Consider the following 25,011-nt stretch of genomic DNA (forward strand, 5'->3'; position numbering starts at 1 on the left):
ACAGAATGGAGAGACCCATGAGCTACCCGCAATCACGTAGACGTGCACCCCTCGCGGTAGGCGCCGGCATCGCAGCCGTCGCCCTCACCCTTGCCGGATGCGGCAGCAGTGGCCCGACGGAAGCCGAGACGCCAGACGAACCGGTCGAGCTGCGGATGACCGTATGGACAGCTGACGAGACGCAACTCGCGCTGTTCCAGGAGATCGCCGACGCATACGTCGCCGAGAACCCCGAGCTGGTCTCGGGCGTGACGTTCGAGCCGATCCCGTTCGACGCGTACACGACGACTCTGACCACTCAGCTCGCCGGCGGCAACGCACCCGATCTCGGCTGGATCCTGGAGAGCTACGCACCCGAGTTCGTGCAGAGCGGCGCGCTGGTCGACATCGCACCGACGCTGCAGGAGGCCGAAGGATACGAGTACGACGACCTGCTGGACTCGTCGCTCGCGCTCTGGCAGCAGGATGACGGACTCTTCGCCTATCCGTTCTCGAACAGCCCGTTCGCGATGTTCGTCAACACCGACCAGCTCGCCGCGGCGGGTCAGCCGAACCCGGCCGACCTCGTCGCCTCCGGAGACTGGACCTTCGACTCCGCGCGCGACATGTCGGCCGCTGCGGCCGCCGCGTCGGGGAAGCAGGGGCTCGTCGTCCGCGACTTCGACTACAAGGCCTGGGAGGTGCTCGCCTCGGTCTGGAACGGCTGGGGTGCGGCGCCGTGGAGCGAGGACGGCACGCAGTGCACGTTCACCGATCCGGAGATGGTCGACGCGATGACGTGGATCCACGACGCGGTCTTCAAGGATGCGGCGATGCCTGGACCCGGAGTCACCGCCGACTTCTTCGCCGGTGACTCGGCGATGACGATCACGCAGATCAGCCGCGCATCCGCTCTCGACGACTCGTTCGCCTGGGACATCGTTCCGCTCCCCGCGGGACCGGAGGGCCAGCAGAACGTCATCGGCCAGGCCGGCATCGGCGTCTTCGCGAATGCGAAGCACCCCACGATCGCTGCCGACTTCCTCGCGTACTTCACCGACCCGGAGAACGCCGAGAAGCTCGCGACGTACTTCCCGCCGCCCCGTGAGTCGCTGCTGAACGCCGAGACCCTGGGCGCCGCCAACCCGAAGCTCAGCGAGGAGCAGCTGCAGGCGGTCGTCGTCGACGGCATCCAGGACGCCGTCACCAAGCCGACGCACGCCAACTTCGCGAAGCTGCAGGACACCGTGCGGGCTGAGCTCGACGCGCTGTGGACGGCGGATGCCGATGTCGAGGCCGTGCTCGAAGACACCTGCGGCGCCATCTCACCGCTGCTGGAGGGCTGATACCGCATGACCACCACCGCCGCCAGCGGCGCGGCTGAGACCACGGAGCGGAGGGGACGCGCAGAGCGTCCTCCCCGCCCCGCGGGTGTGCGCCGGCGTCGCTCGGCTGCCACTCGCGGCGACTGGATCGTCGGTTACACGATGGTCGCACCGGCCGTGCTCGGTGCGCTCGCCTTCGTGATCGCACCGCTCATCGCCGTATTCTGGTTCTCGCTGCACGACTGGAACGTCCTGGCGAACACGTTCGTGTTCTCCGGAACGGAGAACTACGAGCGGATGCTGAGCGATCAGGGTCTGCATGATTCGCTGCTCGCGAGCCTGTGGTTCTCGATCGGCCTGGTCGTGCTGAACATCACGCTCGCGCTGTTCCTCGCCGTGCTGCTCAATCAGAAGCTGCCGGGGACGACCACGTTCCGCACCTTCTTCTTCTCACCGGTGGTCGTGTCGCTGGTGGCGTGGACCATCGTCTGGAGCTTCCTGCTGCAGGCGGACGGTGGCATCAACGGATTCCTCTCGCTCATCGGCGTCGACGGACCGAACTGGCTGCGAAACGACTTCACGGCGATGGTGTCCGTGATCATCGTGCAGGTCTTCAAGAACGTCGGCATGAACATGATCCTGTTCCTCGCCGCGCTCCAGGGCGTGCCGGAGGAGATCATGGAAGCGGCCCGCATCGACGGTGCTGGCGCGTGGCGTCGGTTCCGCTCGATCACCCTGCCGATGATCAGCCCGACGATCCTGCTGGTCTCGATCCTGACGATCGTCGGATCGCTCGAGGTCTTCGCCCAGATCGCCGTGCTCACCGGCGGCGGGCCGGGAAACTCCACGACCGTGCTCGTGTACTACCTGTACCAGCAGGCGTTCCGCTTCAACGACTTCGGCTATGCGAGTGGCATCTCCGTGCTGCTGTTCATGATCGTTCTGGTGCTCACCCTCATCCAGTGGCAGACACGAAAGAGGTGGGTCTTCAATGAGACCTGACGCTCCCCTGGCAGACGTCGACCCGATCGACACGACGACCGTCGTGACCGGATCGACCATCCCTCCGCGCCGCGTGCGTGCCGGCAGTTCGCGCGCCAAGCGTCGGTGGGTCTCGATCGGACTCGTCGTACTGCTCGCGATCATCAGCATCCCGTTCATCTTCCCGACCTGGTGGATGGCGACATCGAGTCTGAAGCCGATGAGCGAGATCCTGCGCAAGGTCCCGACGCTGTGGCCGGAGAATCCGAGCTTCGACGCGTACGGCGAGGTGTTCCGCCTGCAGCCGTTCGCGCAGCAGTACTGGAACAGTCTCTACATCGCGGTGATCGTGACCGTCGGAACGCTGCTGGTCGCGGCGATGGCAGGCTACGCGTTCGCGCGGATCCGCTTCCCCGGTGCCAACGCGCTGTTCCTGATCGTGCTGGTCGGCCTGCTCGTGCCGAGCGAGGTGACGATCGTGCCGCTGTTCCGCCTGGTCAACGGCATGGGCCTGATCGACACCCACTGGCCGCTGATCGTGATCCCGATCTTCGGCGCACCCGCCGTGCTGTCGATCTTCATCATGCGCCAGTTCTTCCTCGGGCTGCCCACCGAGCTGGAGGAGGCCGGGCGCATGGACGGCCTCAGCCGTTGGGGGATCTTCTGGCGGATCGCCTTCCCGCTGTCACGTCCGGCACTGGCGGCGGTCGCGATCTTCACGTTCCTGAAGTCGTGGAACCTCTACCTCGAGCCGATCGTGTACCTCTCGAGCAAGGACATGTTCACCCTGCCGCAGGCGCTGACCCAGTACGTTGATGCCTACGGCGGGCCGATGTGGAACGTGCAGCTCGCCGCGACGACGTTGACCGTCGTGCCCGTGCTGCTGGTGTTCCTGTTCGCGCAGAAGCAGTTCGTGCAGGGGCTCGCGCACAGCGGGCTGAAGGGGTGACGCCCGGGCCGGCACTTCGACGGAAGAAGAGTTTCGGGGCTTCTCACCGCTCGGAACCCATGAAACTCTTCTTCCGTCGCGCCTAACTGGCGACTTCACCGGATTCTTGGCCAGACCTTCCAGGTATCAATGCCCGAGAGCGTCCGCACCGCGGCATCCAGGCGTGCTCGCGGAATGTCCTGGCTCCGTCCAGACCCGCCACGCGTGCCGCTTTCGTCGGCAAGACGGAACCCGACGCCGCTCCGTCCGGCCCGTTCCTCATACCCGCCGGCGACGACCGTCTGCACATCCCATTCCATCCTGTCGGCGATGCGCTCCCAGTCCTCATCACACGCATCACAGGTGCAGACCGGATAGAGGAAGTCGTGCAGGAGGCCGGCGTGGATCATCGCTGAAGGATGCGAGGTGAACACGAACGTCAGCGACGCCGCGAACGGGTCCGCCGGCGTCACGCGCACGGCTCGCTCAACGTCGCCGCGGGGATGCATCAGATCGGAAGCCAGCGATACATCGTCTTCGACGGTCACTTCGTACACCGCGACCAGCGCATCGATCAGGGCCGCAGCAACCCGGTGCAGCGGACGGAAGCGCTCGACGTTGGAGAGCACTGAGTACGAGTCCTCCGGTGGCGATTCCCCTCCCCAGCGGTTTCCATAGTCGATCACGACCCCGTCCGCGTCGCGGAACTCGACAGGCTCGATTCTCGGCCGGCGGTAGGAATCCATGCGGCTAATCCCCCGTGGCCACCGGGCGACCTGGAGTGTTCGACCACTGGCTCCAGGATCCGTGGAAGATCTTCGCGTCGATGCCCGCCTCGGCGAGCACCAGGGCGGTGTGCGCGGCCGTGATGCCCGAGCCGCAGTAGGCGGCCACCGGGGTGCCATCGGCGATGCCGGCATCCGCGAAGTTCTTCTTCAGGGTCTCGAGGTCGAGGAGCGTGCCGTCGCCGGCGACATGCTTCCCGGTAGGAAGGTTCACGGCTCCGGGAATGTGGCCGGCGATCGGATCGAGCGGCTCGGTCTCGCCGCGGAAGCGCTCCGGCGCGCGCACGTCGAGCAGCACACCGGATGCGGGGAACTCAGCCGCTTCGTCGATCGTGAGACTGCCGCCCGAGAGATCCGTGAGGGTCGCCGTGCCTGGTTCGGGGGTCACGTCGCCCGTCTCCGTGTCGCCGGCGGCATTCTTCCAGGCCTGCCAACCTCCATCGAGCACCCGCACATCGACACCGCCGTGACGCAACAGCCACCACGCTCGTGCCGCAGGTAACCCGCCGGCATCGTCATAAGCGACGACCACGTCGCCGTCGTTCAACCCCCACCGGCGCGCAGCATCCTGCACCTGCGAGGTCGACGGCAGCGGATGCCTCCCCTCGTCAGGCCGGCCGTGCCGGGTCAGCTCGCTCTCGAGATCGACGAACACCGCTCCGGGGATGTGGCCCTGAAGGTACTCCTCCCGGCCATCCGGCTGCGTGCGTCCGCCCGGAACGCTCAGACGCCAGCGCACATCGATCACGCGCACGGCGCCGTCGCGCACCAGCTCAGCCAACTCATTCACACTCACCAGGTGGGACATGGTTCCAGGCTACGGCGACTCGAGGTCGCCACGGGCAGTGCCGCTCGTGTGCGGCGCCGGTGGACGCACATCCGCCTCACCAGCGCCGCACGACGGCGTCGTCATCGCACGCGGCTCGCGTCAGCTCGGGAGCAGCCCGTACCCGTTCCCGTGGCCATTCCCCGGACCATTGCCGTGGCCGTTCCCCGGACCATTGCCGTGTCCGTTCCCAGGACCGTGGCCGTTCCCAGGACCGTGGCCGTTCCCAGGACCGTGGCCGTTCCCGGGACCGTGGCCGTTCCCGGGACCAGAGCCGTCCTCGCAAGCTGCCAATTCATCCTCGCTCGGCGTGAACCGCAGCCAGTCGAATCGCGCCTCGGTGTCGGGAGCGCTCGTGGCACCGCGGAACGCGGACACTCCGACGCCGGTGGCCGCGAGCACATCCGACTCGATCGGCTGGCCGATGCGGATGAACTTCTCGCCGTCGGTGGACAGCGAAGCTGTCACCCATTCGCCGTCGCTGCTCATGCGCAACCACACGGTGCCACCCATGTCAGCCGGTGGGAAGACGCTGTCCTCCCACGTCCAGGTGTCGAAGCGATCCTTGCCGTTGTTCTTCCAGGTGAAGTCGAATCGCTGACCCTGCAGGGCGTGCGACCACACGAGCTTGGCGTTGTTCGCATCGTCGCGGTACAGCACGAGTCCGGCCTGCTGATAGTTGGCCGTCGGCGCATATTCCAGCTCGGTCGTGACCTCCCACGCCCCGTCCGGAACCGGCAGCTGCGGGATGGTCGCGCCGCCTATCGACGTGGTCGGAGACGACATCACCAGATCGCCGTCTTCGACGCGCTGCCGGTCCTCGCCATCGCGGACAACGCTCCACGCCTCGCCCAGAGCATCGCCGTCGAACTCATCCGAGCCCTCGCCCGCGCACAGTTCGTACATCGGATCTTCGGAATGGGTGTTGAGCGGATCGCGCGTACCCTCGGGGTCGAGCACAGCATGCGCGATCGTCGTGCCGCTGCGTCCGCCGATCTCGAAGATCATGTGAGTGACGCCGTCCTCTTCCACGATCTGCGGCGATGACGCGCGTCCTTCCTCCGGCGGGAACGGGCTCGGGATGTACAGGGGCATCGGGTCGCCGACGCTACGGAGGTTCTCATCCAGCCTCTTGGCGAAGATCGTCCCCGCGCTGGAGCCGTAGAGCACGTACTGCGCGCCGTTCCATTCCCAGATCTCCGGGCCTGCGACGTTCGTCCCTTCGACGACAGTCGGTTCGACGACCCACCCCGGCTGCGCCTCCCAGTTGATCAGGTCGTGCGAGTACGCGAGGCCGATGCGCCGCACGTTCGAGGTGTCGTTGACCATGAAGAACATGGCATGCTCCCACCCGTTCTCGGGGTACGGATTGTCGAAGATGCGGTTGTACGAGGTCTCGGTGGCGTTCTGGCCGAACTGCTCGGTCGTCATCACGACGCCGCCGTAGTCGAAGTGCACACCGTCCTCCGACGTGGCATAGCGATCGGTGGTGTTCTCGCCGTGGAAGTAGAGGAACACCTGCCCGGTGTCCTCATTCCACACGGCATCCGGTGCGGACACATGCGAGACGTCGTAGATGCCGTCCCAGACGTTCGACACGATCGGGTTGGCGTCGTAGTGGGTCCACGGCCCGTCGAGCGAATCGGCGTACATGAGGTTGATGCCGCCGGGGGCGTCATGCGGCGCGTAGTAGACGTACCACTCGCCGAGAGGGTTCTCGAGATACTCCCCCGCGTGGAACACGGACGGGAAGATGAACTCGTTCCCCGGATTCCAGGTCTCGTCCGTGAATCGATCGATGATCGGACCCTGCGTGGTGAAGACCGGCAGTTCGTCTTCCGGGGCAGCGGATGCCGCGGTCGACGCCGTTCCTGCGATGAACGCAGTGGCGACGAGCGTCAGCGAGACCGCTGCCGCGGCGATTCTCCTTCGAATGGCCATGGACCTGCTCCTCTCGGCGCCTTCATCGGCGTCGCTCAGGCAAGGCGCCCGCCTTGCTCACAGCGCCTGATCGTACCCACGCCCTGGCGTCGCAGTCACGGCCATAATGCGCATTATTTGGCGGTGCGAGGGATTATTCGGATGCCGGCCCCGAAGTAGCAGGAACGCGAGAAGGGCGCCCAGCAGCCGTGCTGCGGGCGCCCTTCTCGACAGTTGGATCGGCCTCAGGCCTTGGCGTCGTCCTCGTCGTCGTCGGACTCATCATCGTCGCCGTCTTCATCAGACTCGTCGCCCTCTTCGAGGTCGTCGTCTTCGCCCTCGGGCGCCAACTCGATGATCTCGTCGCCCTCTTCGAGCACGTCCACATCGTCTGCGTCATCCGTGCCGTCGTCGTCCGCAGCGTCCGATCCGAGCACGCCGTCGGGGCGGATGAGCTCGCGCACCTCGGCCATGAAGCTGTTGAGCTGCTGCTGCTGCCAGCGCAGCTGGCGGGTGCGGTCCTCGGCGTCGCGCAGCACCTCGGTCGTGTGCCCGGTGACCGTGCTGACGATCTTCTGCGCCTTCACTCGTGCACGCTCCAGCGTCTCGCGCGCACGCACCTGGGCGTCGGCCTCGATGGCCTGAGCCTGCGAGCGCATCAGGCGCTCGTAGTCGTCGGCCTTCGCCGAGATGCGCTTGGAGTGCTCCAGGGATGACGCGACCTGCTCATTGGCGTCGGTCGTGATGCGCTCCGCGTGGGCGACGGCCTGATTGTGCAGCAGCAGGAACTCCTGCTGCGCGTCATCCTGCCGGCGGGTGAGGGTCTCTTCGAACTCCAGCACGCGTGCATTCATCTCGCGCACCTCGCGCTCGGCATCCGACCGCTGCTGGCTCGTCTCGCGGGTGACCATCGAGCGCAGCGCCGCCGAGCCCTTCTCGGCCTCGGTGCGGACGGTCGCCGCCTCCTGCTCGGCCTGGATGACCTTCTCGGATGCGTGCGCCGCCTCGCGCTGGAGGGTCGCCTCGTGCGCGGTGTACTCGGTGTCGATCCGAAGGCGCACCTGATCGGCGTCGTGCTGCGCCTGCGCGGTGATGCGGTCGACCTCTGCGGCGAGCTCGACCCGACGCGACTCGGCCTCCTCGCGGGCGGCTTCGAGAAGACGCTCGGCCTGCACGGCCGCGTTCTGGATCAGGACCGATGCCTGCTCCTCGGCGACACGGAGCACCGCCTCGAACTGCAGGCGCGACCCCTCGGTCTCGGCTCCTGTCTTCGGCGCATCGACGAGCTCGCTCGTGAGCGTCGCTACCTGCTGCTCGGCGTCGTCGGCCTGGGCGCGAGCGGCAGCGAGATCGGCTTCCAGCGCCGCGATGCGGTCATCGTTCTGCGCCTCGAGCTCGGCGATGCGGGCTTCGCGCTCGACGAGCGTGGCCTCGAGATCCGAGCGCGCTGACTCGACATCGCGGCTCACGCCTGCACGGGCGTCCGCGAGGTCCGCATCCGCCCGCTGCACCTGCATCCGCAGGCCGGCGAGCGCAGCATCCACCTCTCCGCGGTCGTATCCGCGGAATCCGATCGTGAAGTTGCCCTGTTCCCTGGTCTGGCCCTGCGCGAGCTGGTCGAAGAAGTCGGCACCGTGCTCGTCGACGTTGTTCTCGGCGGAGTTGCTCACAGGAAGTGCCTTTCTGGAGGTGCTCACCGAGCGGCCCTCGCGACGCACAGCATCGGCGAGGGAAGGTGACGGTTTGCAGAAATTGGGGGGAGGATCGAGCTGCGGACTCGGTACTCAGCCTAATGAGTTCGCCTCTCTTGCGGAACCGCGAGATGTCCCTGTCTGTGCCTGCGCGAGGTGCGCCGTTGCGACGACAGCGGATCGCACGGATAAACTGCCGCCGACCCCCGAGAGAAGGATTCCGCAATGCCGCGTTTCGATCTGCCACTGGAGGAGCTACGCTCCTATCGCCCCGACGTCGCGGAGCCCGCGGACTTCGACGACTTCTGGGAGCAGACGCTTGAGGAATCACGTGCGGCAGCACAGCCCATCGAGCTGCGCCGCATCGACTCCCCGCTGCAGTCGGTCGAGGTCTACGACGTCACATTCAGCGGATTCGGCGGCGACCCGGTGGGCGGATGGCTGCTGCTCCCCTCCGACACCGACGAGCCGCTCCCTGCGGTCGTGGAGTTCAACGGCTACGGCGGAGGCCGGGGCCTGCCGCACGAGCGCCTGGGATGGGCCTCGTCCGGCTACGCGCACTTCTTCATGGACACCCGTGGGCAGGGCAGCGCATGGGGCACCGGCGGTGTCACGGCCGATCCGCACGGCTCAGGACCGGCGACGCCCGGCTTCATGACCCGGGGGATCGACGACCCCAGCACCTACTACTACCGCCGCGTCTACACCGACGCCGTGCTCGCGATCGACGCCATCCGCTCGCTCGACCGGGTCGATGCGGCACGAGTGGCCGTGTGCGGCGGAAGCCAGGGCGGCGGCATCGCGATCGCCGCCGCCGGACTCTCCACCGGACTCATCGCCGCGATGCCCGACGTGCCCTTCCTCTGTCAGTTCGAGCGCGCCGTCGGGCTGACCGGGCGCGACCCGTACAACGAGATCGTCCGGTATCTGTCGATCCATCGCGGCACCGAGGATCGCGTGTTCGAGACGCTGTCGTACTTCGACGGTGTGAACCTCGCGCGCCGCGCCACCGCCCCCGCCCTCTTCTCGGTCGCCCTGATGGATCCGGTGTGCCCGCCGTCAACGGTCTTCGCCGCACGGAACAGCTGGGGCGGCGTCGCCGAGATCGCCGAGTACGCCTTCAACGAGCACGAGGGCGGGCAGGGAGTGCAGTGGCAGAAGCAGGCCGCCTTCCTCGCTGAGCAGCTCGCCGGCTGAGAACTAGCGGCGCCGATACTCCTCGTCGGTGACGTGCTCGAGCCAGGTCGTCGTCTCGGCCGGATCGTCGGCTCCCTCGAGCAGCGCGAGGTGCTGCATGAAGCAGTCCCCTGTCGCGCCGTGCCAGTGCTCTTCACCCGGTGGGGTGTAGATGGTCTGACCCGGCGCGGCTTGCACGACGGTGCCGTCCCGGGTGCCGCAGAGCGCGACACCCTCGGTCACCCGAAGATACTGTCCGCGCGCATGCGAGTGCCACGCTGTCCGAGCACCGGGCGCGAAGCGCACCAGTCCGCCGGACATCCGCTGATCAGCATCGTGCGGAGCGATGATCGGGTCGAACCAGACGTCGCCGGTGAACTGCTCCGGTGGGTTCTTGACGGTCGGGATGCGGGGTTCGATGTTCATGGGTCTCCTCTCGGCGTTCGTCGATCAGACCGTCAGCAGCACCTTGGTGGCGCGACGCTCATCCATCGCCTTGTACCCCTCGGCTGCGTCTTCGAGCGGCAATGTGAGATCGAACACGTCACCGGGTGTGATCTTCCGCTCCCAGATGAGCTGGATGAGCTCGGGAAGGAAGCGACGCACCGGCGCGGGTCCGCCATGCAGGTGCACACCGGAGAAGAACAGCTCCTGGCCTGGTAGCGCCACGTCGTGCGAGACGCCGACATAGCCGACGTGTCCGCCGGCGCGAGTCGAGCGGATGGCCTGCATCATCGACTCCTGGGTGCCTACGGCTTCGATCACGGAGTGCGCTCCGAGCCCGTTCGTGAGGTCCTTGATCTTCGCCACGCCCTCATCGCCGCGCTCTTCGACGATGTCGGTCGCGCCGAACTTCCGCGCCAACTCCTGACGGTCGGCGTGCCGGCTCATGGCGATGATGCGCTCTGCACCGAGTTCCTTCGCGGCCAGGATGCCGAGGAGCCCGACGGCTCCGTCACCGACGACTGCGACGGTCTTGCCCGGTCCGACCTCCGCGGCGACGGCGGCGAACCAGCCGGTGCCGAGCACGTCGGATGCCGCGAGCAGCGCCGGGATCAGGTCGGCGTCCGGCTGTCCAGGGGTCGCGACGAGCGTGCCGTCAGCGTGCGGGACGAGGCTGTACTCCGCCTGCGTTCCGTACTGCCCCATCGGCACGACGTGCACGCAGCGGGACTGGTATCCGGCCTGGCAGATCTCACAGGTGTTGTCGGATGCCATGAAGGACCCGACGACGAAGTCGCCGACTTTGATCGTGTTGACGTCCGCGCCGATCTCTTCCACGACGCCGACGTACTCATGACCCATCGGGGCCTCGTGCACCGCATCGGTGCCGCGGTACGGCCAGAGGTCGGACCCGCAGATGCAGGTCGCTGCGATCTTGATGACGGCGTCCGTCGGCCGGGTGATGGTCGGCTTCTCGCGCTCTTCGACCCGGACATCGCCGGGTCCGTACATGACTACTCCACGCATGTGGTTCTCCTTCTTACTGTCAGTTCTTGGTCTTGGTCCTGCTCAGCCCCGCAGGGCGCGGATCCGCTCGAGGTCGGCGATGGCATCGGCCGGCTCCGAGTCGACTGGCATGTTGTCGGCATCCTTCGCCCCATCCAGCTCCACATCCGCGGCGAGCGCGGCGAACAGCGGGTCGAGGTCGGTCTGCGCCGGACCGCGCTCTGCCACGAGTTCCAAGGTCTTGCCGACGGCGGCATCCGACGTCAAAGCGGCCACCAGCACCTCGGCGATCTGTGATCGGGCGATCACGCCGTCCGCGGGGCTCTCCGCATGACGAGTGTCGCCCTGAAGGAAGTGCAGTTCGTGCTGGTCGTCGGCGTTGTAGTCGAACCATGCCGGGCGGACGATCGTGTACGGATGCCCGCTTGCGCGCACGAGCCGCTCGGCCCGCCGCTTCCAGTCGTGCGCTTTGTTCGAGCGATTGAATGCGCCGTCGCGGCCGGTCACGCCGATCGCGGTCATCTGCGCGATGCGCACCGGTCGGTCACCGATGGCCTCGAGGATGCCGCGCACACCGCCGTAGTCGACGTCGCGGTAGCCCGTCTCGTCGCCATGCGTGCCCTGAGTGAAGACGACGGCGTCGATGTCGCGGACGGCATCGACGAGCGTGGACGGGTCGGTGAGGTCGCCGACGACGGTGTTCTCGCCGCCGCCACGGCGACTGAGGATGCGGATGCTGTGGCCAGCCGCCTGTGCGACGCGGGCGACGTGCCGGCCGACGCTTCCGGTTCCGCCGACGAGGAGGATGTTCAGAGTGGTCATGGTTCCCCTTGGTTGTCTCAGGTGCGGGCTGCGGTCTTGATCTCGGCGAGGGCGCTCATGAAGCCCTCCGAGCATCCGCTGGCCCCTGCGAGCCGGTCCATTGCGATGCTGTCGATATCGACGCCGAGGATCTCTGCATCGATCGCTTCGGCGAAGCGCTGCTGGTGTCCGAGCGACGTCGAATCCTCGGCCGGTGTGGTGAGACTGACATCCACGACCACATCAGCCTCGAGAGTGAGAGTGACGTCCTGATGCGACGGCAGCGACCCGTACCAACCGGTCGCCTCGTAGGTGCCGTCCGTGTAATCCATTGCCGGTGTCCCATCCGTCGCTGGGGCCTCAGTTGCCGTGGATGTCGGGGCCGGTGTCGCGGTTGCTGTCCCGTCGTCCGGAGCGGCAGAGCAGCCCGCGAGCCCTGCACCGAGGATCACGGCGCCGACGGTCGCCGACACTCTGGGGGCCAGGAACACAGATGTCGGCGCATTCGGGCGAATCCGTCCGACATCTGTGAATACGACCCCCGGAGTGTCGCCCGCCGTGCGGGTCATGCTTCCGGGATCTCCCGTCCGAAGCTCTCGAGCGTGATGTCTTCGGGCTCTGGTCCGCGACGCACATCGGTGTCGAGCGCATCGATGGAGGAGAGCTGCTCCGCCGTGAGCTCGAAGTCGAAGACGTCGAAGTTCTCGGCGATGCGCGCGGGGCGCACCGACTTCGGCAGCGCAGAGCGGCCCTGCTGCAGGTGCCAGCGCAGCATCACCTGCGCGGGGGACTTTCCATACGACGCGGCGATCGCCTTCAGCGTCTCGTCGTCGAAGGCGGATGCCCCGTTCGGTCGGTACGCCGTGATGCCGCCGATCGGCGACCACGCCTGCGTGATGGTTCCCGCCGCCGCATCCGCAGCCTGCACCGCGCGCTGCTGGAAGTAGGGGTGCACCTCGATCTGATTGATCGCCGGGACGATGCTCGTCTCTGCGGCAAGCCGCTGCAGGTGATCGACCATGAAGTTGCTGACCCCGATGGCGCGGACACGGCCGTCGGCGACCAGCGTCTCGAGCGCCTTGTAGGCACCGGCCGTCAGGTCGAAGCGCGACGGCAGCGCCTGGTGCAGGATCAGCAGGTCGAGCTGGTCGACGTCGAGCTTGCCGGTCGACTTCTCGAAGGCGTGCAGGGTCTCGTCGTAGCCGTAGTCGCTGATCCAGACCTTGGTCTCGATGAAGATCTCGTCGCGTGGGATGCCGGAGACGCGGATCGCCTCGCCGACCTCTCGCTCGTTGCCGTAGGCGGCTGCGGTGTCGATCAGGCGGTATCCGGTCTCGAGAGCCGAGCTCACGGCGGCGACGGTCTCCTCGGGTGCGGCCTGGAAGACGCCGAAGCCGAGGGCCGGCATGGCGACGCCGTTGTTCAGGGTGAGATTCATGGTCATGCCTCCAGTGTGCGGGTGGGTCGGGTGGAAAGGGAGGTGCTGACAGTGCCTCCCACAACGGGAATACGGGGTCTTGACGGGACGATCAGGGCCAGGGCGAGGATCAACGCGACGCCGAGCAGGACGGCGGCGGCCGTGAGAGCCGCCGAAACCTCGCCGGTCAGTGCCGTCTCCGTGGCCTCGCCCTGGACGTCGGATGCCGCGGCCACCGCGACGAGTACGCCGAGGCCGAGCGACATCCCGACCTGATGGAACGTGTTGACGACGCCGGAGGCCGCACCGGCATCCGCCGTCGTCGCGCCGGATATGCCGAACGTGGTCATCGGGGCGAACGCGAGACCCTGCCCGGCGCCGATGAGGAGCATGGGAAGCGCGACGCCGGTGACGTAGGCACTGTCGGGCGCGAGGCGACTGAGCCACAGCATCCCTGCCAGTGTCAGCGCGACGCCGACGACCAGCGGCCAGGTGTTGCCGACCCGCGCGACGAGCCGCGGGATCGCCATCGCGACGACGAAGTTCACCAGCGTCATCGGCAGGAATGCCAGCCCTGCCTGCATCGCGGTGAATCCCAGTACGCCCTGGAGGAACTGGGTCGTGAAGAAGAAGAACCCGATCATCGCGCCGAGGTAGGTGAGGCGCACGAGATAAGCGCCGGTGCGGATGCGGCTGCTGAAGAGGCGCAGCGGCATGATCGGCTGGGCGGCGCGCGATTCGGCGAGAACGAAGACGAGGAGGAGCGCTGTCGCCGCAGCGAAAGATGCGAGCGTGAGCAGGTCACCCCAGCCGTCCTCAGCCCCGTGCAGCAGAGCGAACACCAGTGCACCGATGCCGAGTGTGGAGGTGATGGCGCCAGTGGCATCGAAACGACCGGGAGATGTCGGTGTCTCGGGCAGGAACCGCGGGGCGAGCACGATCATCGCGATGCCGATGGGCACGTTGATCCAGAATCCAGCGCGCCAGCTCAGCAGTGTCGCGGCGGCACCGCCGACCAGCATCCCGAGGCTTGCGCCGATCCCGGCAGTGGCGGCGTACCAGGCGACCGCCCTGTCACGTGCCGCCCCCTCGAAGCTCGCCGTGAGCAGCGACAGCGCCGAAGGAGCGACGATCGCAGCGCCCACGCCCTGCAGTGCGCGCGCGGCGATGAGGATCCATGCCGTCGGGGCGAGGGCGATCAGCAGGGATGCGATCGAGAACACGGCCAGACCGAAGACGAAGACCCGACGGCGACCGAGGATGTCGCCGGCCCTGGCGCCGAGCAGCAGAAGCCCGCCGAAGACGAGCGTGTAGGCGTCCTGCACCCAGGCGAGCTCCGCGGGTGCGAGACCGAGGTCGACCGCCAGGGAGGGCAGCGCGGTGAAGATCACCGAGTTGTCGAGCAGGATCATGAAGTAGCTGACGAGGATGACCGTCAGGATCGCTGCAGTGTTCCTCGAGCCGGGGTTCTTCGTGCCGGGGTTCCGCGTTCTGGTCATGGATCCATTCCACTCGCGCCCGCACGTTCCAGGCAGTGGCGCGTGTTCCCGGTACTGCCAGTGCCTCCCTCATCGCGGCGAGGCGGCGTACCTTCGGAGCATGGACACCCGCAGCGAAGTGCGCGAGTTCCTCTCCACGAGGCGCGCACGCATCACCCCCGACCAGGCAGGACTGCCCGCATACGGCGGCAACCGCCGCGTGCCTGGTCTCCGCCGTGAAGAGGTCGCGATGCTCGCGGGCGTCAGCGTCGACTACTACACCCGGCTCGAGCGGGGCGATCTCTCCGGAGCATCCGACAGCGTGCTCGATGCGCTCGCCAGAGCACTGCAGCTCGACGATGCCGAGACGGCCCACCTGTTCGATCTCGCCCGCACGGCGAACGCGTCGCCGGTGGTGCGCAAGCCCCGCAAGAAGGCGGACGGTCTGCGCCCCAGCATCCAGCGTCTGCTCGACGCGATGACCGGCGCGCCCGCGCTCGTGCGCAACAACTACTTCGACTATCTCGGCGCGAACGCGCTCGGCCGCGCACTGTACGCACCGCTGTTCGCCGAGCACGAGCCCAACAGCGCGCGCTTCGCCTTCCTGAATCCCGCGGCGCAGGACTTCTACCCCGACTGGGAGCGCAACACCCAAGACCTCGTGGCGACGATGCGCGGCGAAGCAGGCCGCAACCCCTACGACAAGAGGCTCACCGACCTGGTCGGCGAACTGTCGACACGAAGCGAGCGGTTCCGCGTTCTCTGGGCGGCACACAACGTGAAGTACCACCGCACCGGGGTGAAGCGGATCAACCACCCGACGTTCGGTGAGTTCGAGCTGACCTACGAAGCATTCGAACTGCCGGCAGACCCTGGACTGCAGCTGTCGACGTACACCGCAGAGCCGGGGACGCCGTCGGAAGAGAAGCTGAAGCTGCTCGCCAGCTGGGCGGCGACGGATGCCGCGGCAGAGGTGCCGGTGCACCCAGAGGCGTGAAGCGCGAGCCCCGACCTCGAAACATTCCGGAATCATCGGCCTTCTACGCTTGAACAATGGCGAAGCACGCATCCGGCTGGAACCCCTCTGACGACGGCATCAACTTCCACACCCGCAAGTGGGTGCGTCCGGAGGATCTGAACGCGAACGGGTCGCTGTTCGGCGGCAGCCTGCTGAAGTGGATCGACGAGGAGGCCGCGATCTACGCGATCGTGCAGCTCGGCAACTACCGCGTGGTGACCAAGCTCATCTCGGAGATCAACTTCGAGGCATCCGCCCTGCAGGGAGATCTCATCGAGATGGGCCTGACCGCGACGCATTTCGGTCGCACCTCTCTCACGATGCGTGCAGTGGTGCGCAACATGATCACGCGCAAGCGCATTCTCACGATCGAGAAGATCGTCTTCGTCAGTCTCGGCGAGGACGGGCATCCCGTGCCTCATGGCTACTCGAACATCACCTACGATCGTGACCGGATGCCGCACAAGCACCCGGGCACGGGCACGATCAGGCTCCCCTCCGCCTGAGTGCGAGCTGTCGCGTTCTGCTCTGAGCAGAACAGCGGTGACACCGACGAACGTCAGGGTTACCGTGAACCATGGCCGAGATCGTCCCGTTCCCCCGCACACCCCACCCCTCTCGCAGCCCGCGCCCGCAGAACGGGCCGGAGCCGCTCTGGCGGCATCTGCTCGGAGATCAGCTCCGGCGCCGGCGGCATGAGCGTGAAGAGACCCTCACCGAGACAGCCGACAAAGCCGGTGTCTCACCGCAGTACCTCTCCGAGATCGAGCGCGGGCTGAAGGAGCCGTCCAGCGAGATGATCGCCGCGGTCGCCGGGGCCCTCGACACGACGCTCATCGAACTCGCCAGCAGCGTGGCAGATGAGCTGCGTATGGCCTCGGCGCCGGCATCCGCTGCCGTGTCAGTCGGCGCTCGCGGCGCGCTCGCTCTCGCCGCCTGAGTCGCGCATCTCACCCGCTCGGGTGAGGCGATTCGCCCTGCGGAGGGATGGCCGCGACCCGGGGCCGCTTCACGATTGAGGCATGACACATCCGGACACGGCCGCATTCCCCGACTCCGCCTCAGATGATCGCTCCGCCGAGCCACGTCGTGACGGCGCATCCGTGCGTCCCGACCGGCTCACGGTCGCGGGCGCGATCTCCCTGCTGACGATCTCGGCGTTGCATGCCGTGGTGTTCGCCCTGCACCCGTGGTGGGGCCCCTGGATGGCCGGACCGTTCCGAACCACCCAGCTGCCGACGGATGCGGCGGTGCAGTTCTGGGGACTTCCGGGCGGCTTCGTCGTTCCCGGCGTACTGCTCGCGCTCCTCATCCTTCGGGCCGGCCGACGCGGCGACACCGTGCCGCTGTACATCGCGCTCACGCTCGGCATCTGGGCGCTCGTCTGCATCTGGATCGTCGGCCCGAGCGGCTTCCTGCTGCTGTTGATTCCGACCACTCTGCTGCTCATCGCGAGTCTCAGGTCGCGGCGCGGTGTCCCGCGTCGTGGGTGACGGCGCCCTACCCCCGCTCCCCCAGCACGGTGTCGATCAGCCCGTAGTCGAGCGCGGTGGATGCTGTGAACACCCGGTCCCGATCGGTATCGACGCGCAGCGTCTCGACGGTGCGACCGGTGTGCCTGGCGAGCACGGCCTCCATGTCGGCACGCACCCTGACCACCTCGTCGGCGGCGAGGATGAGATCGGGGATCGCCCCGCGCGACTGGCCGGCCGGCTGATGCAGCACGATGCGCGCATGCTCGAGCGCCGCGCGCTGCTCCGGCGCTCCGGCGGCCGCGAGCAGGGCCGCTGGTCCGATCGCCTGCCCGACGACAGTCGTCGCGATGCTCGGACGGATGTGCTGCATCGTGTCGTAGATCGCCAGCGCCGCACCAGGGTCGCCGCCCTCGCTGTTGATGTAGAACTGGACGCCCGTGTCAGGGCTGTCTGCATCGAGATGCAGCAGCTGCGCGATCAGGGCGTTCGCGACGCCGGCGTCGATTCCGGTGCCCAGATAGATCACGCGCTCCGCGAGCAGGTGCGAGTAGACGTCCATGACACGCTCACCCCGCGGATGCTGCGCGATGACGTTCGGGATCGTGTAGCTGCTCATGACTTCGCTCCTTCCGTGGCGGATGCCGCGGCATCCGTCCCCAATCCGACCCGCGCGCGACGGCGCGGCATGACCTCTGCGACCGAACTGACGATCGCGTCGATGAACCCGTACTCCTCGGCCTGTGCGGCCGTGTACCAGCGGTCGTGCAGCGAGTCCTCGAAGATGCGCTCGGCGGGCTGACCGGTGTCAGCGGAGATGAGCCCGAGCACGGTGTCGCGCATCTGGCGCAGATCGTCGGCCTGCACCTCGATCTCGACGGCGGAACCGCCGATGCCCGCCGACCCCTGATGCATGAGGATGCGCGCGTGCGGCAGCGCGCGGCGCTTGCCCTTCGTGCCGGCGGAGAGCAGGAACTGCCCCGCGCTGGCAGCGGTTCCGAGTGCGAGGGTGGCCACATCGTTCGGGATGAGGTGCATGATGTCGCGGATCGCAAGCATCGACGGCACCGAGCCGCCCGGTGAGTGGATCCACAGGGCGATGTCGGCGACCGGATTCTCCGCAGACAGCGTCAACAGCTGCGTCATCAGCAGCGTGCCGTTGTCGTCGTCGAGGGCGCCGTCGAGCACCAGGATGCGGTCGTGGAAAAGTGCGCGTCTGGCCTCTGGACCGAAATGCGGGATGGGATTCTCTTCGCTCATGACTTCAGCCTGTGACGCGGGAGCGGGGCCGGCGCCGGAATCCGCTCACGGCGGTTCTGCCCTGGGCAGAGAACCTCCAGTCCCGCCCACCGCCGCCCCGACAGCGAACCACCCCGGCGCGAGCGATGCGCCGGGGCGGTTCAGTCGTTCAGGGCCTCAGGCCGCCAGTGCGAGAGCCCGACGGTGCTGCACGCGGTGACCGATCCAGAAGCCGATCGCGATCAGGCCGACCAGGACTGCGCCGAGCATCCACGGCAGCATCGAGGGTGCCGCTCCGGCCGTAGCTGTGGCCAGCGTGCCGGAGCCGTCGGCGATGAGACCGTTGCCCGCCGCGAGGTCGGCAGCACCGGCCGCGAGAGTCTCGCCGCCGTCTGCGATCTCGCCCGATCCGTCCGAGATCGTGGCCGCTCCCTCCGAGAGCGCGCCGACGCCGGTGTCGAGCGTCGAGGCGCCGGTGGCCAGCGTCGCCGCGCCTGCCGCGAGTGCCGCTGCGCCCTCGTCGAGGCTGGTCGCGCCGGAATCGATCCTGATCGAACCGGCGTGCAGCGAAGTCGCACCCGCGGCGAGGGTGTCCATGCCCCCGGCGAGACTGTCCGCGCCGGCGGCCAGCTCAGCTGTGCCGTCCTTCAGCGGCTGCAGACCGGTGGAGAGCTGCTGCGCACCGGTGGCGACCTGAGCGGTTCCCGCCTTGAGGGGCTGCGCACCGTCTGCGAGCTGCGATGCACCAGCGGCGAGTTGCGTCGTGCCATCCGTCAAGGGGACGATCCCTTCGGCGAGGGCGGAAGCGCCGGTGGAGACCTGCGCGGTACCGGCCTTCAGCGCCTGCGTGCCGACGAGCAGAGCGGGTGCCCCTCTCTCCGCATCGACGAGAGCCACCGTCCCCGGCCACCCCTGCGCGACATTGCCGTTGACCAGCGCGTTGGCACCGGCCGCCACCTGTCCGGCCGCGGTTGCGGCGTTCAGCGTTCCTGCGGCGAGCGCGGGTGCGGCAGCAGCCGCGCCGGCGATGCCGTCGACCTGTGCGTCGACGCCCGCCGAGAGTGCCGCGAGCTGCTGGAACTGCGCGTTGTCGGGATTGGCTGCGGCGAGCTGCGCGAGTGCATCGGCCAGCTGCTGGGAGTTGCCCGGCGCGCTGCCGGCCGCGGCGGTGATGGCTGCAGCGGACCCCTCACTGGCGAGGAACTGCAGCTCGGGGGTGACGGCTGCCGCGAGGCCGGCGTTGAGCTGATCGGCGCCGGCGAGCACCTGCCCGGCGACCTGGTGGGCTCCGGCGACCCCGGCGGCAAGGCCGGTCACGCCGTCGAGTACTGCCGTGGCTCCGGCATCCGTCTGCTGTGCGCCGGCAGACAGGAGCTGTGCGCCTTCCAACGCCTTCTGCGCACCGGCATCCACCTGCTGGGTTCCGGTGGAAAGCCGGGTCGCGCCGTCGAGCACCGACTGCGCACCGGCGTCGATCTGCGCCGCACCGGTCGACAGGCTCTGCGCACCATTCAGCGCGGCTTGCGCACCCGAGTCAGCCGATGCCAGTCCGGCGGTGAGCTTCTGAGCGCCGAGCAGCGCATTCAGTGCGCCCTCGCTGAGCTTCCCGGCTCCCGCTGCCGCATCCGATGCTCCGGCAGCCAACGTGTCCGCGCCCGCGGCCAGCGAGGCTGCACCTGTCGATGCGCTCTGCGCGCCGGTGGCGAGTTTCTGCGAGCCGGCATGCGCACTCGCTGCGCCCTCGGCGAGCTTCTCGGTGCCGTCGGCCAGCGTGCCGGCTCCGGTGGAGAGATCGTCTGCGCCGGCGGCCAGCTGGGTCGAGCCGTCCTTTGCCGTCAGTGTGCCGTCGGACAGCTCGGCTGCACCTGCGGAGATCTTGCCTGTCGTCAGGAAGAACAGAATCACCATCGCGGTCAGCAGCAGGCTGAGGACGATGACGGTGATGCGCATGCCTCGGCCGTGCGCGTGGGTCGTAGAACTCATCATTGGGGCTCCAGGGTCAGTGGCGTCGTTGCCACCCGCAGTGTAAGTACGTCGTTCTTGCGCCTTCGCTTACTTTGATCATTGAAACCAAGTTTCAGTGGTCGCGATACTCGGTCTTCTGTGGCGACTCGACAGAACCCATTGACTTGGAGTCAACAATCGTTCCGGCCGCCTATCGGTGCGCGCTTGTTTTCGGTGTGCCTAAAAGGTAGGTTTTCGGTGTGCCTAAATCTCGCAGCGTCAGTGCCGCTCCGTCTGCCGGGTCGGTCGCGCGCGCCGTGGCACTCGCCGCCGGTCTCACCCTCGCGCTGTCCGGCTGCGCGGGTCCGGATGCCGTGACCGACGATGACCGCCCGGTCGTGCTGACCACTTTCACGGTGCTCGCCGACATCGCCGAGAACGTGGCGGGCGACCACCTGCGCGTGGAATCGATCACGAAGCCGGGCGCCGAGATCCACGGCTACGAGCCGACGCCGGGCGACGTGCGCAAGGCTGCGGACGCCGATCTGATCCTCGACAACGGGCTCAATCTCGAGGTGTGGTTCGCGCAGTTCGTCGAATCGGTCGAGGTGCCGCACGTGGTGGTCTCGGACGGCATCGACGTGATCGACATCACGGAAGACGCGTACGCCGGCAAGCCCAACCCGCACGCCTGGATGAGTCCGGCGAACGCGCAGCTCTACGTCGACAACATGGTCTCGGCGTTCAGCGACCTCGACCCCGTGCACGCCGATGACTTCGCCGCGAACGCCGACGCATACAAGGCAGAGCTGCAGCAGGTGCAGGACGATCTGACCGACGAACTCGCGGCGTTGCCCGAGAACGAACGCGCCCTGGTCACCTGCGAGGGTGCGTTCTCCTACCTCGCCAGGGATGCCGGCCTCACCGAGGCGTACATCTGGGCCGTGAACGCCGAGCAGCAGGCGACGCCGCGTCAGATCGCCGACGCGATCGAGTTCGTGGACGACAACGAGGTGCCGGCGGTGTTCTGCGAATCGACCGTGTCCGACAAGGCGATGCAGCAGGTGGTGCAGGCGACGGGTACGAGCTTCGGCGGCATGCTCTACGTCGACTCGCTGTCCGAGGCCGACGGCCCGGTGCCGACGTATCTGGATCTGATCCGCCACGACGCCGACCTGATCGTCGCAGGCCTGACGGGGAGCGGATCATGAGCTCGATCGACGTCAGCGGCATCACCGTGCGGTACGGCGACGTGCTCGCTCTCGACGATGTCTCGCTCACGGTGGAGCCCGGACGCGTCACAGGGCTGATCGGCATGAACGGATCGGGGAAGTCGACACTGTTCAAGTCGATCATCGGCCTCGTGCGACCGGCCGCAGGACAGGTGCGACTGGAGGGAGCGGATCCGGCATCCGCTCGTCGGCGCGGGCTCATCGGCTACGTGCCGCAGAGCGAGGACGTCGACTGGACCTTCCCCGTGTCGGTGCGCGACGTCGTGATGATGGGCCGTTACGGACAGCAGGGTATGCTGCGGCGAGCGCGTGCTGCGGACAGGGATGCCGTCGACGAGGCGCTGGAGCGCGTCGAGCTGACTGACCTCGCCGACCGGCAGATCGGGCAGCTCTCCGGGGGGCAGCGCAAGCGCGCCTTCGTCGCACGCGGCATCGCCCAGGGTTTGGCAGAGCGCGCCGGCATCCTGCTTCTCGACGAGCCGTTCGCCGGCGTCGACAAGCGCAGCGAGGCCACGATCGTGCGACTGCTGCGTGAGCTCGCAGCGGCCGGCAGCACGGTGCTCGTCTCGACCCACGACCTGCATGCGCTCCCCTCTCTCGCAGACGAGGCCGTGCTGCTGCTGCGACGGGTGCTCTTCCACGGTTCTGTCTCAGAGGCGCTCGAACCCGGAAATCTCGCGCGCGCGTTCGGGCTGGAGAGCGATGCCGATCAGGAGGAGGCGCCATGATCTGGGAATGGATCCTCGAGCCCCTGCAGTACGACTTCATGGTGCGGGCGCTCGTCACCACCGCCGTCGCCGCTGTCGTGTGCGCGGTGCTGTCGTGCTGGCTGGTGCTGGTGGGCTGGTCGCTGATGGGCGACGCGGTCTCGCACGCGGTGCTGCCAGGAGTCGTGCTCGCGTACATCTTCGGAGCACCGTTCGCGTTGGGCGCCCTGGTCTTCGGGCTTCTCGCCGTCGGCCTGATCGGCCTCATCCGCGGCACGAGCAGGGTCAAGGAGGATGCCGCGATCGGCATCGTCTTCACGACGCTGTTCGCGCTCGGACTCGTGCTGATCTCGGTCACCCCCAGCCAGACCGATCTCAACCACATCATCTTCGGGAACATCCTCGGGGTCTCCACCGGTGACCTCGTGCAGATCGCTATCCTCGCGGCAGTCGCATTCGGCGTGCTGATCATCAAGCGCCGAGACCTCACCCTGTACGCATTCGATCCGACCCACGCGTTCGCGATCGGGCTCTCGCCCCGCCTGCTGGGCGCCCTGCTGCTCGGCGTGCTCGCGCTGACTTCGGTCGTCGCTCTGCAGGTCGTCGGCGTGGTACTGGTCGTGGCGATGCTGATCATCCCCGGCGCGACGGCGTATCTGCTGACGGACCGCTTCGGGCGGATGCTGGTGATCGCACCCGTCATGTCGGCGCTGTGCAGCGTGGTCGGGATCTACCTCAGCTATTGGATCGACGCGGCATCCGGAGGTCTCGTCGTCGTCGTGCAGGGGTGCGTGTTCGCGCTCGTCTACCTCTTCAGCCCGCGCCAGGGGGTCATCGGGAAGAGACTGCGGCGGCGTTCGCCGGTCGGTGCGGCCGCATAACGGTCGACGCCGCGAACGCCTGGGCGAGGTCGGCGATGAGGTCGCCCGCGTTCTCCAGTCCGATCGACAACCTCAGCACGTCGGCGTCGGGGCGCGCGTCGGCCGGCACCGGGCGGTGGGTGAGGGCGGCCGGATGCTGGATGAGCGAGTCCACTCCGCCCAGTGACACGGCGTGCGTGAACAGTGCCACCGACGAGGCGACGGCTTTCGCCGCCGCGTAGCCACCGCTCATCCGCATCGCGATCATCGCTCCGGTGCCGCGCATCTGACGCTCGAGGATGCCGCGCGGATCACCGTCAAGCCCGGGATAGAACACCTCATCGACCTCGGGCTGATCGATCAGCCACTGCACGATCTGTTGGGCGTTCTGCTGCTGCTGGCGTATCCTGACCGGCAGCGTGGTGAGGCCGCGATGCAGTAGATACGCGCCGAGCGGATGCAGCAGCCCTCCGGTGACCGCACGCACGCGTCGCAGTGCCTCGGCGATCCGCTCACTGCACGCCACGACTCCGGCGATCACGTCGCCGTGGCCACCCAGGTACTTGGTCGCGCTGTGCAGCGACATCGCGGCGCCGTGGTCGAGCGGGTTCTGCAGCAGCGGCGTCGCGAACGTGTTGTCGACGACGACGGGCACGTCCCCGGCGGCCGCGACGATCTCGGCGATGTCGACGAGCTCGAGCGTCGGGTTGGCCGGGGTCTCCACGACGACGAGCCCGGTGTCCGCCCGCATCATCGACCGCACCTCCGACGGATGGCAGTAGGTGGTCTCGGTTGCGAGCAGGCCGGAGCCGAGCAGGTGATCCGTGCCGCCGTAGAGCGGCCGCACCGCCACGACGTGAGACTTGCGCGCCGCACTCGTGTGCGCGAGGATCACCGCGGTCATCGCCGCCATGCCCGACGAGAACGCCACCGACGCGTCAGCGTGCTCCATCTCGGCGAGAGCGTCTTCGAAGCGAGCGACCGTCGGGTTCCACAGTCGCGCGTAGACCATGCTGCCGTCAGCGGGTGGTCGGCCTCCCGTCGCCATCGCCTCGTAGGAGTCGCCGCCGCGTTCGATGTCCGGCAGCGGATTCGTGGTCGACAGATCGATCGGCAGGGCGTGGACACCGAGTTCGGCGAGGTCGGCCCTGCCGCTGTGCACGGCCATCGTGTCGGGATGCAGATGCTGGTCGGTCATGCTTCCAAGGTGCCCGAATCCCAATCAAGATGGGAGAATTCGACAGCATCCGCCATGAAGCTCGCACAATCCGCATTCTTCAGCAAATCGGTGGGGCGAGGAGGAGATGAGATTGGCCAAAGCACAACTCGATGAAGTCGACCTCGAGATCCTCGCCGCGCTCAGTGTTCGCGCAGACCTCACGAACAAGGCACTCGCGCAGCAGCTGGGGCTGGCCGAGTCCACCTGTGCGCACCGGGTTCGCAGCCTGCGCGATCGCGGCATCATCCGCGACACCCGCATCCGGCTCGACGCGGCCGCGCTCGGCTATCCGCTCGAGGCGATCATCAAGGTGCGGTTGGCGAACCACACCGGCGAGAAGGTCAACGCGCTGTTCGATGCGCTCGTGGCGACGCCGCAGGTGCTGCAGGTGTTCCACGTCGCCGGCGTAGACGACTTTCTCGTGCACGTCGCGGTGCGCGATGCCGTGGCCCTCCGCGACATCGTCCTGGAGCACATCACGGTGCATCCGGTCGTGCGCGGCACCGAGACCCAGCTGGTCTTCGAGCTGCGCGACGGCCGCGGGGTGCTCGGGTAGCGAAACGC

The 25,011-nt window shown here is 67.6% G+C and carries 26 protein-coding genes; 12 read left to right on the forward strand and 14 right to left on the reverse strand.

Annotated elements, in window-relative coordinates; genetic code table 11:
• Positions 1 to 17: 17 nt before the first annotated feature.
• From IEV67_RS03530 to IEV67_RS03540, 3 genes are read left to right on the forward strand one after another with little or no spacing between them, the layout of a single operon-like run.
• Positions 18 to 1,325, forward strand: coding sequence for an ABC transporter substrate-binding protein (locus IEV67_RS03530; RefSeq protein ID WP_188435182.1), 1,308 nt, complete (start codon positions 18 to 20; stop codon positions 1,323 to 1,325).
• Positions 1,326 to 1,331: 6 nt separating this feature from the next.
• A complete protein-coding gene (locus IEV67_RS03535) occupies positions 1,332 to 2,306 on the forward strand; it encodes a carbohydrate ABC transporter permease (RefSeq protein WP_188435183.1) in 975 nt (324 codons plus the stop codon).
• Positions 2,296 to 3,234 (forward strand): carbohydrate ABC transporter permease, encoded by a 939-nt coding sequence (locus tag IEV67_RS03540; protein WP_188435184.1) that lies wholly within the window; start codon positions 2,296 to 2,298, stop codon positions 3,232 to 3,234. The genes IEV67_RS03535 and IEV67_RS03540 overlap by 11 nt, the downstream gene beginning before the upstream one ends.
• A 95-nt stretch (positions 3,235 to 3,329) precedes the next feature.
• Here IEV67_RS03540 and IEV67_RS03545 read toward each other — a convergent pair whose 3' ends face one another.
• The 4 genes from IEV67_RS03545 to IEV67_RS03560 all read right to left on the reverse strand — a co-directional run bounded on the left by IEV67_RS03545 (position 3,330) and on the right by IEV67_RS03560 (position 8,414).
• Positions 3,330 to 3,959 (reverse strand): DUF6226 family protein, encoded by a 630-nt coding sequence (locus IEV67_RS03545; protein WP_188435185.1) that lies wholly within the window; start codon positions 3,957 to 3,959, stop codon positions 3,330 to 3,332.
• A 4-nt stretch (positions 3,960 to 3,963) separates the two neighbouring features.
• Positions 3,964 to 4,806, reverse strand: coding sequence for a sulfurtransferase (locus IEV67_RS03550; RefSeq protein WP_188435186.1), 843 nt, complete (start codon positions 4,804 to 4,806; stop codon positions 3,964 to 3,966).
• A gap of 120 nt (positions 4,807 to 4,926) precedes the next feature.
• A complete protein-coding gene (locus IEV67_RS03555; protein ID WP_188435187.1) occupies positions 4,927 to 6,765 on the reverse strand; it encodes a beta-xylosidase family glycoside hydrolase in 1,839 nt (612 codons plus the stop codon).
• A 224-nt stretch (positions 6,766 to 6,989) separates the two neighbouring features.
• Positions 6,990 to 8,414, reverse strand: a complete 1,425-nt coding sequence (locus tag IEV67_RS03560) for a coiled-coil domain-containing protein (protein ID WP_229702691.1) — start codon at positions 8,412 to 8,414, stop codon at positions 6,990 to 6,992.
• 246 nt (positions 8,415 to 8,660) lie between these two features.
• On the opposite strand from IEV67_RS03560, the gene IEV67_RS03565 reads away from it, so the two are divergent.
• Complete coding sequence (locus tag IEV67_RS03565; protein WP_188435188.1) at positions 8,661 to 9,632, forward strand: acetylxylan esterase; 972 nt, start codon at positions 8,661 to 8,663, stop codon at positions 9,630 to 9,632.
• A 3-nt stretch (positions 9,633 to 9,635) separates the two neighbouring features.
• On the opposite strand, the gene IEV67_RS03570 is transcribed toward IEV67_RS03565, so the two are convergent.
• Genes IEV67_RS03570 through IEV67_RS03595 form a run of 6 tightly spaced genes read right to left on the reverse strand, consistent with a single transcriptional unit; the run spans position 9,636 to position 14,777 of the window.
• Positions 9,636 to 10,037: a (R)-mandelonitrile lyase gene (locus IEV67_RS03570; protein ID WP_188435189.1), complete on the reverse strand. Its 402-nt coding sequence runs from the start codon at positions 10,035 to 10,037 to the stop codon at positions 9,636 to 9,638.
• Between the two features lie 24 nt (positions 10,038 to 10,061).
• Positions 10,062 to 11,081 (reverse strand): zinc-dependent alcohol dehydrogenase family protein, encoded by a 1,020-nt coding sequence (locus IEV67_RS03575; protein WP_188435190.1) that lies wholly within the window; start codon positions 11,079 to 11,081, stop codon positions 10,062 to 10,064.
• Positions 11,082 to 11,123: 42 nt separating this feature from the next.
• Complete coding sequence (locus IEV67_RS03580) at positions 11,124 to 11,882, reverse strand: SDR family oxidoreductase (RefSeq protein ID WP_188435191.1); 759 nt, start codon at positions 11,880 to 11,882, stop codon at positions 11,124 to 11,126.
• 17 nt (positions 11,883 to 11,899) lie between these two features.
• Positions 11,900 to 12,430, reverse strand: a complete 531-nt coding sequence (locus IEV67_RS18915) for a hypothetical protein (protein ID WP_229702693.1) — start codon at positions 12,428 to 12,430, stop codon at positions 11,900 to 11,902.
• Complete coding sequence (locus IEV67_RS03590; protein ID WP_229702818.1) at positions 12,427 to 13,299, reverse strand: aldo/keto reductase; 873 nt, start codon at positions 13,297 to 13,299, stop codon at positions 12,427 to 12,429. Before IEV67_RS03590 ends, IEV67_RS18915 begins: the two co-directional genes overlap by 4 nt.
• Before the next feature lie 2 nt (positions 13,300 to 13,301).
• Complete coding sequence (locus IEV67_RS03595) at positions 13,302 to 14,777, reverse strand: MFS transporter (protein ID WP_188435193.1); 1,476 nt, start codon at positions 14,775 to 14,777, stop codon at positions 13,302 to 13,304.
• A 100-nt stretch (positions 14,778 to 14,877) separates the two neighbouring features.
• On the opposite strand from IEV67_RS03595, the gene IEV67_RS03600 reads away from it, so the two are divergent.
• The 4 genes from IEV67_RS03600 to IEV67_RS03615 all read left to right on the forward strand — a co-directional run bounded on the left by IEV67_RS03600 (position 14,878) and on the right by IEV67_RS03615 (position 17,267).
• Positions 14,878 to 15,753, forward strand: a complete 876-nt coding sequence (locus tag IEV67_RS03600; protein WP_188435194.1) for a helix-turn-helix transcriptional regulator — start codon at positions 14,878 to 14,880, stop codon at positions 15,751 to 15,753.
• A 56-nt stretch (positions 15,754 to 15,809) separates the two neighbouring features.
• The gene (locus IEV67_RS03605) at positions 15,810 to 16,280 is read left to right on the forward strand and encodes an acyl-CoA thioesterase (protein WP_188435195.1); all 471 of its coding nucleotides are present in this window, start codon (positions 15,810 to 15,812) and stop codon (positions 16,278 to 16,280) included.
• 71 nt (positions 16,281 to 16,351) lie between these two features.
• Entirely contained in the window at positions 16,352 to 16,714 is a 363-nt protein-coding gene (locus tag IEV67_RS03610) for a helix-turn-helix domain-containing protein (RefSeq protein ID WP_188435196.1), read from the forward strand.
• A gap of 82 nt (positions 16,715 to 16,796) precedes the next feature.
• Positions 16,797 to 17,267, forward strand: coding sequence for a hypothetical protein (locus IEV67_RS03615; protein ID WP_188435197.1), 471 nt, complete (start codon positions 16,797 to 16,799; stop codon positions 17,265 to 17,267).
• 7 nt (positions 17,268 to 17,274) lie between these two features.
• On the opposite strand, the gene IEV67_RS03620 is transcribed toward IEV67_RS03615, so the two are convergent.
• The 3 genes from IEV67_RS03620 to IEV67_RS03630 form a co-directional block, all read right to left on the reverse strand.
• Positions 17,275 to 17,865, reverse strand: coding sequence for a ClpP family protease (locus IEV67_RS03620; RefSeq protein WP_188435198.1), 591 nt, complete (start codon positions 17,863 to 17,865; stop codon positions 17,275 to 17,277).
• Positions 17,862 to 18,506 carry a ClpP family protease gene (locus tag IEV67_RS03625; RefSeq protein ID WP_188435199.1) on the reverse strand — a complete coding sequence of 215 codons (645 nt, stop codon included), beginning with the start codon at positions 18,504 to 18,506 and terminating at the stop codon, positions 17,862 to 17,864. Before IEV67_RS03625 ends, IEV67_RS03620 begins: the two co-directional genes overlap by 4 nt.
• Positions 18,507 to 18,662: 156 nt before the next feature.
• Positions 18,663 to 20,468: a YhgE/Pip domain-containing protein gene (locus IEV67_RS03630; RefSeq protein WP_188435200.1), complete on the reverse strand. Its 1,806-nt coding sequence runs from the start codon at positions 20,466 to 20,468 to the stop codon at positions 18,663 to 18,665.
• Positions 20,469 to 20,689: 221 nt separating this feature from the next.
• On the opposite strand from IEV67_RS03630, the gene IEV67_RS03635 reads away from it, so the two are divergent.
• The 3 genes from IEV67_RS03635 to IEV67_RS03645 are packed head-to-tail and all read left to right on the forward strand — an operon-like array spanning position 20,690 to position 23,249.
• Positions 20,690 to 21,640 carry a metal ABC transporter substrate-binding protein gene (locus IEV67_RS03635; protein WP_373284421.1) on the forward strand — a complete coding sequence of 317 codons (951 nt, stop codon included), beginning with the start codon at positions 20,690 to 20,692 and terminating at the stop codon, positions 21,638 to 21,640.
• A complete protein-coding gene (locus IEV67_RS03640) occupies positions 21,637 to 22,389 on the forward strand; it encodes a metal ABC transporter ATP-binding protein (RefSeq protein WP_188435201.1) in 753 nt (250 codons plus the stop codon). Before IEV67_RS03635 ends, IEV67_RS03640 begins: the two co-directional genes overlap by 4 nt.
• Positions 22,386 to 23,249, forward strand: coding sequence for a metal ABC transporter permease (locus tag IEV67_RS03645; RefSeq protein WP_188435202.1), 864 nt, complete (start codon positions 22,386 to 22,388; stop codon positions 23,247 to 23,249). Before IEV67_RS03640 ends, IEV67_RS03645 begins: the two co-directional genes overlap by 4 nt.
• On the opposite strand, the gene IEV67_RS03650 is transcribed toward IEV67_RS03645, so the two are convergent.
• Positions 23,200 to 24,426 (reverse strand): trans-sulfuration enzyme family protein, encoded by a 1,227-nt coding sequence (locus IEV67_RS03650; RefSeq protein WP_188435203.1) that lies wholly within the window; start codon positions 24,424 to 24,426, stop codon positions 23,200 to 23,202. The two genes, IEV67_RS03645 and IEV67_RS03650, sit on opposite strands and share 50 nt — an antisense overlap.
• 106 nt (positions 24,427 to 24,532) lie before the next feature.
• Here IEV67_RS03650 and IEV67_RS03655 point away from each other — a divergent pair, with 106 nt between their 5' ends.
• Positions 24,533 to 25,003: an Lrp/AsnC family transcriptional regulator gene (locus IEV67_RS03655; RefSeq protein WP_373284422.1), complete on the forward strand. Its 471-nt coding sequence runs from the start codon at positions 24,533 to 24,535 to the stop codon at positions 25,001 to 25,003.
• Positions 25,004 to 25,011: the final 8 nt, after the last annotated feature.

It is taken from the genome of Microbacterium murale, assembly GCF_014635185.1.
Taxonomy (GTDB): Bacteria; Actinomycetota; Actinomycetes; order Actinomycetales; family Microbacteriaceae; genus Microbacterium; species Microbacterium murale.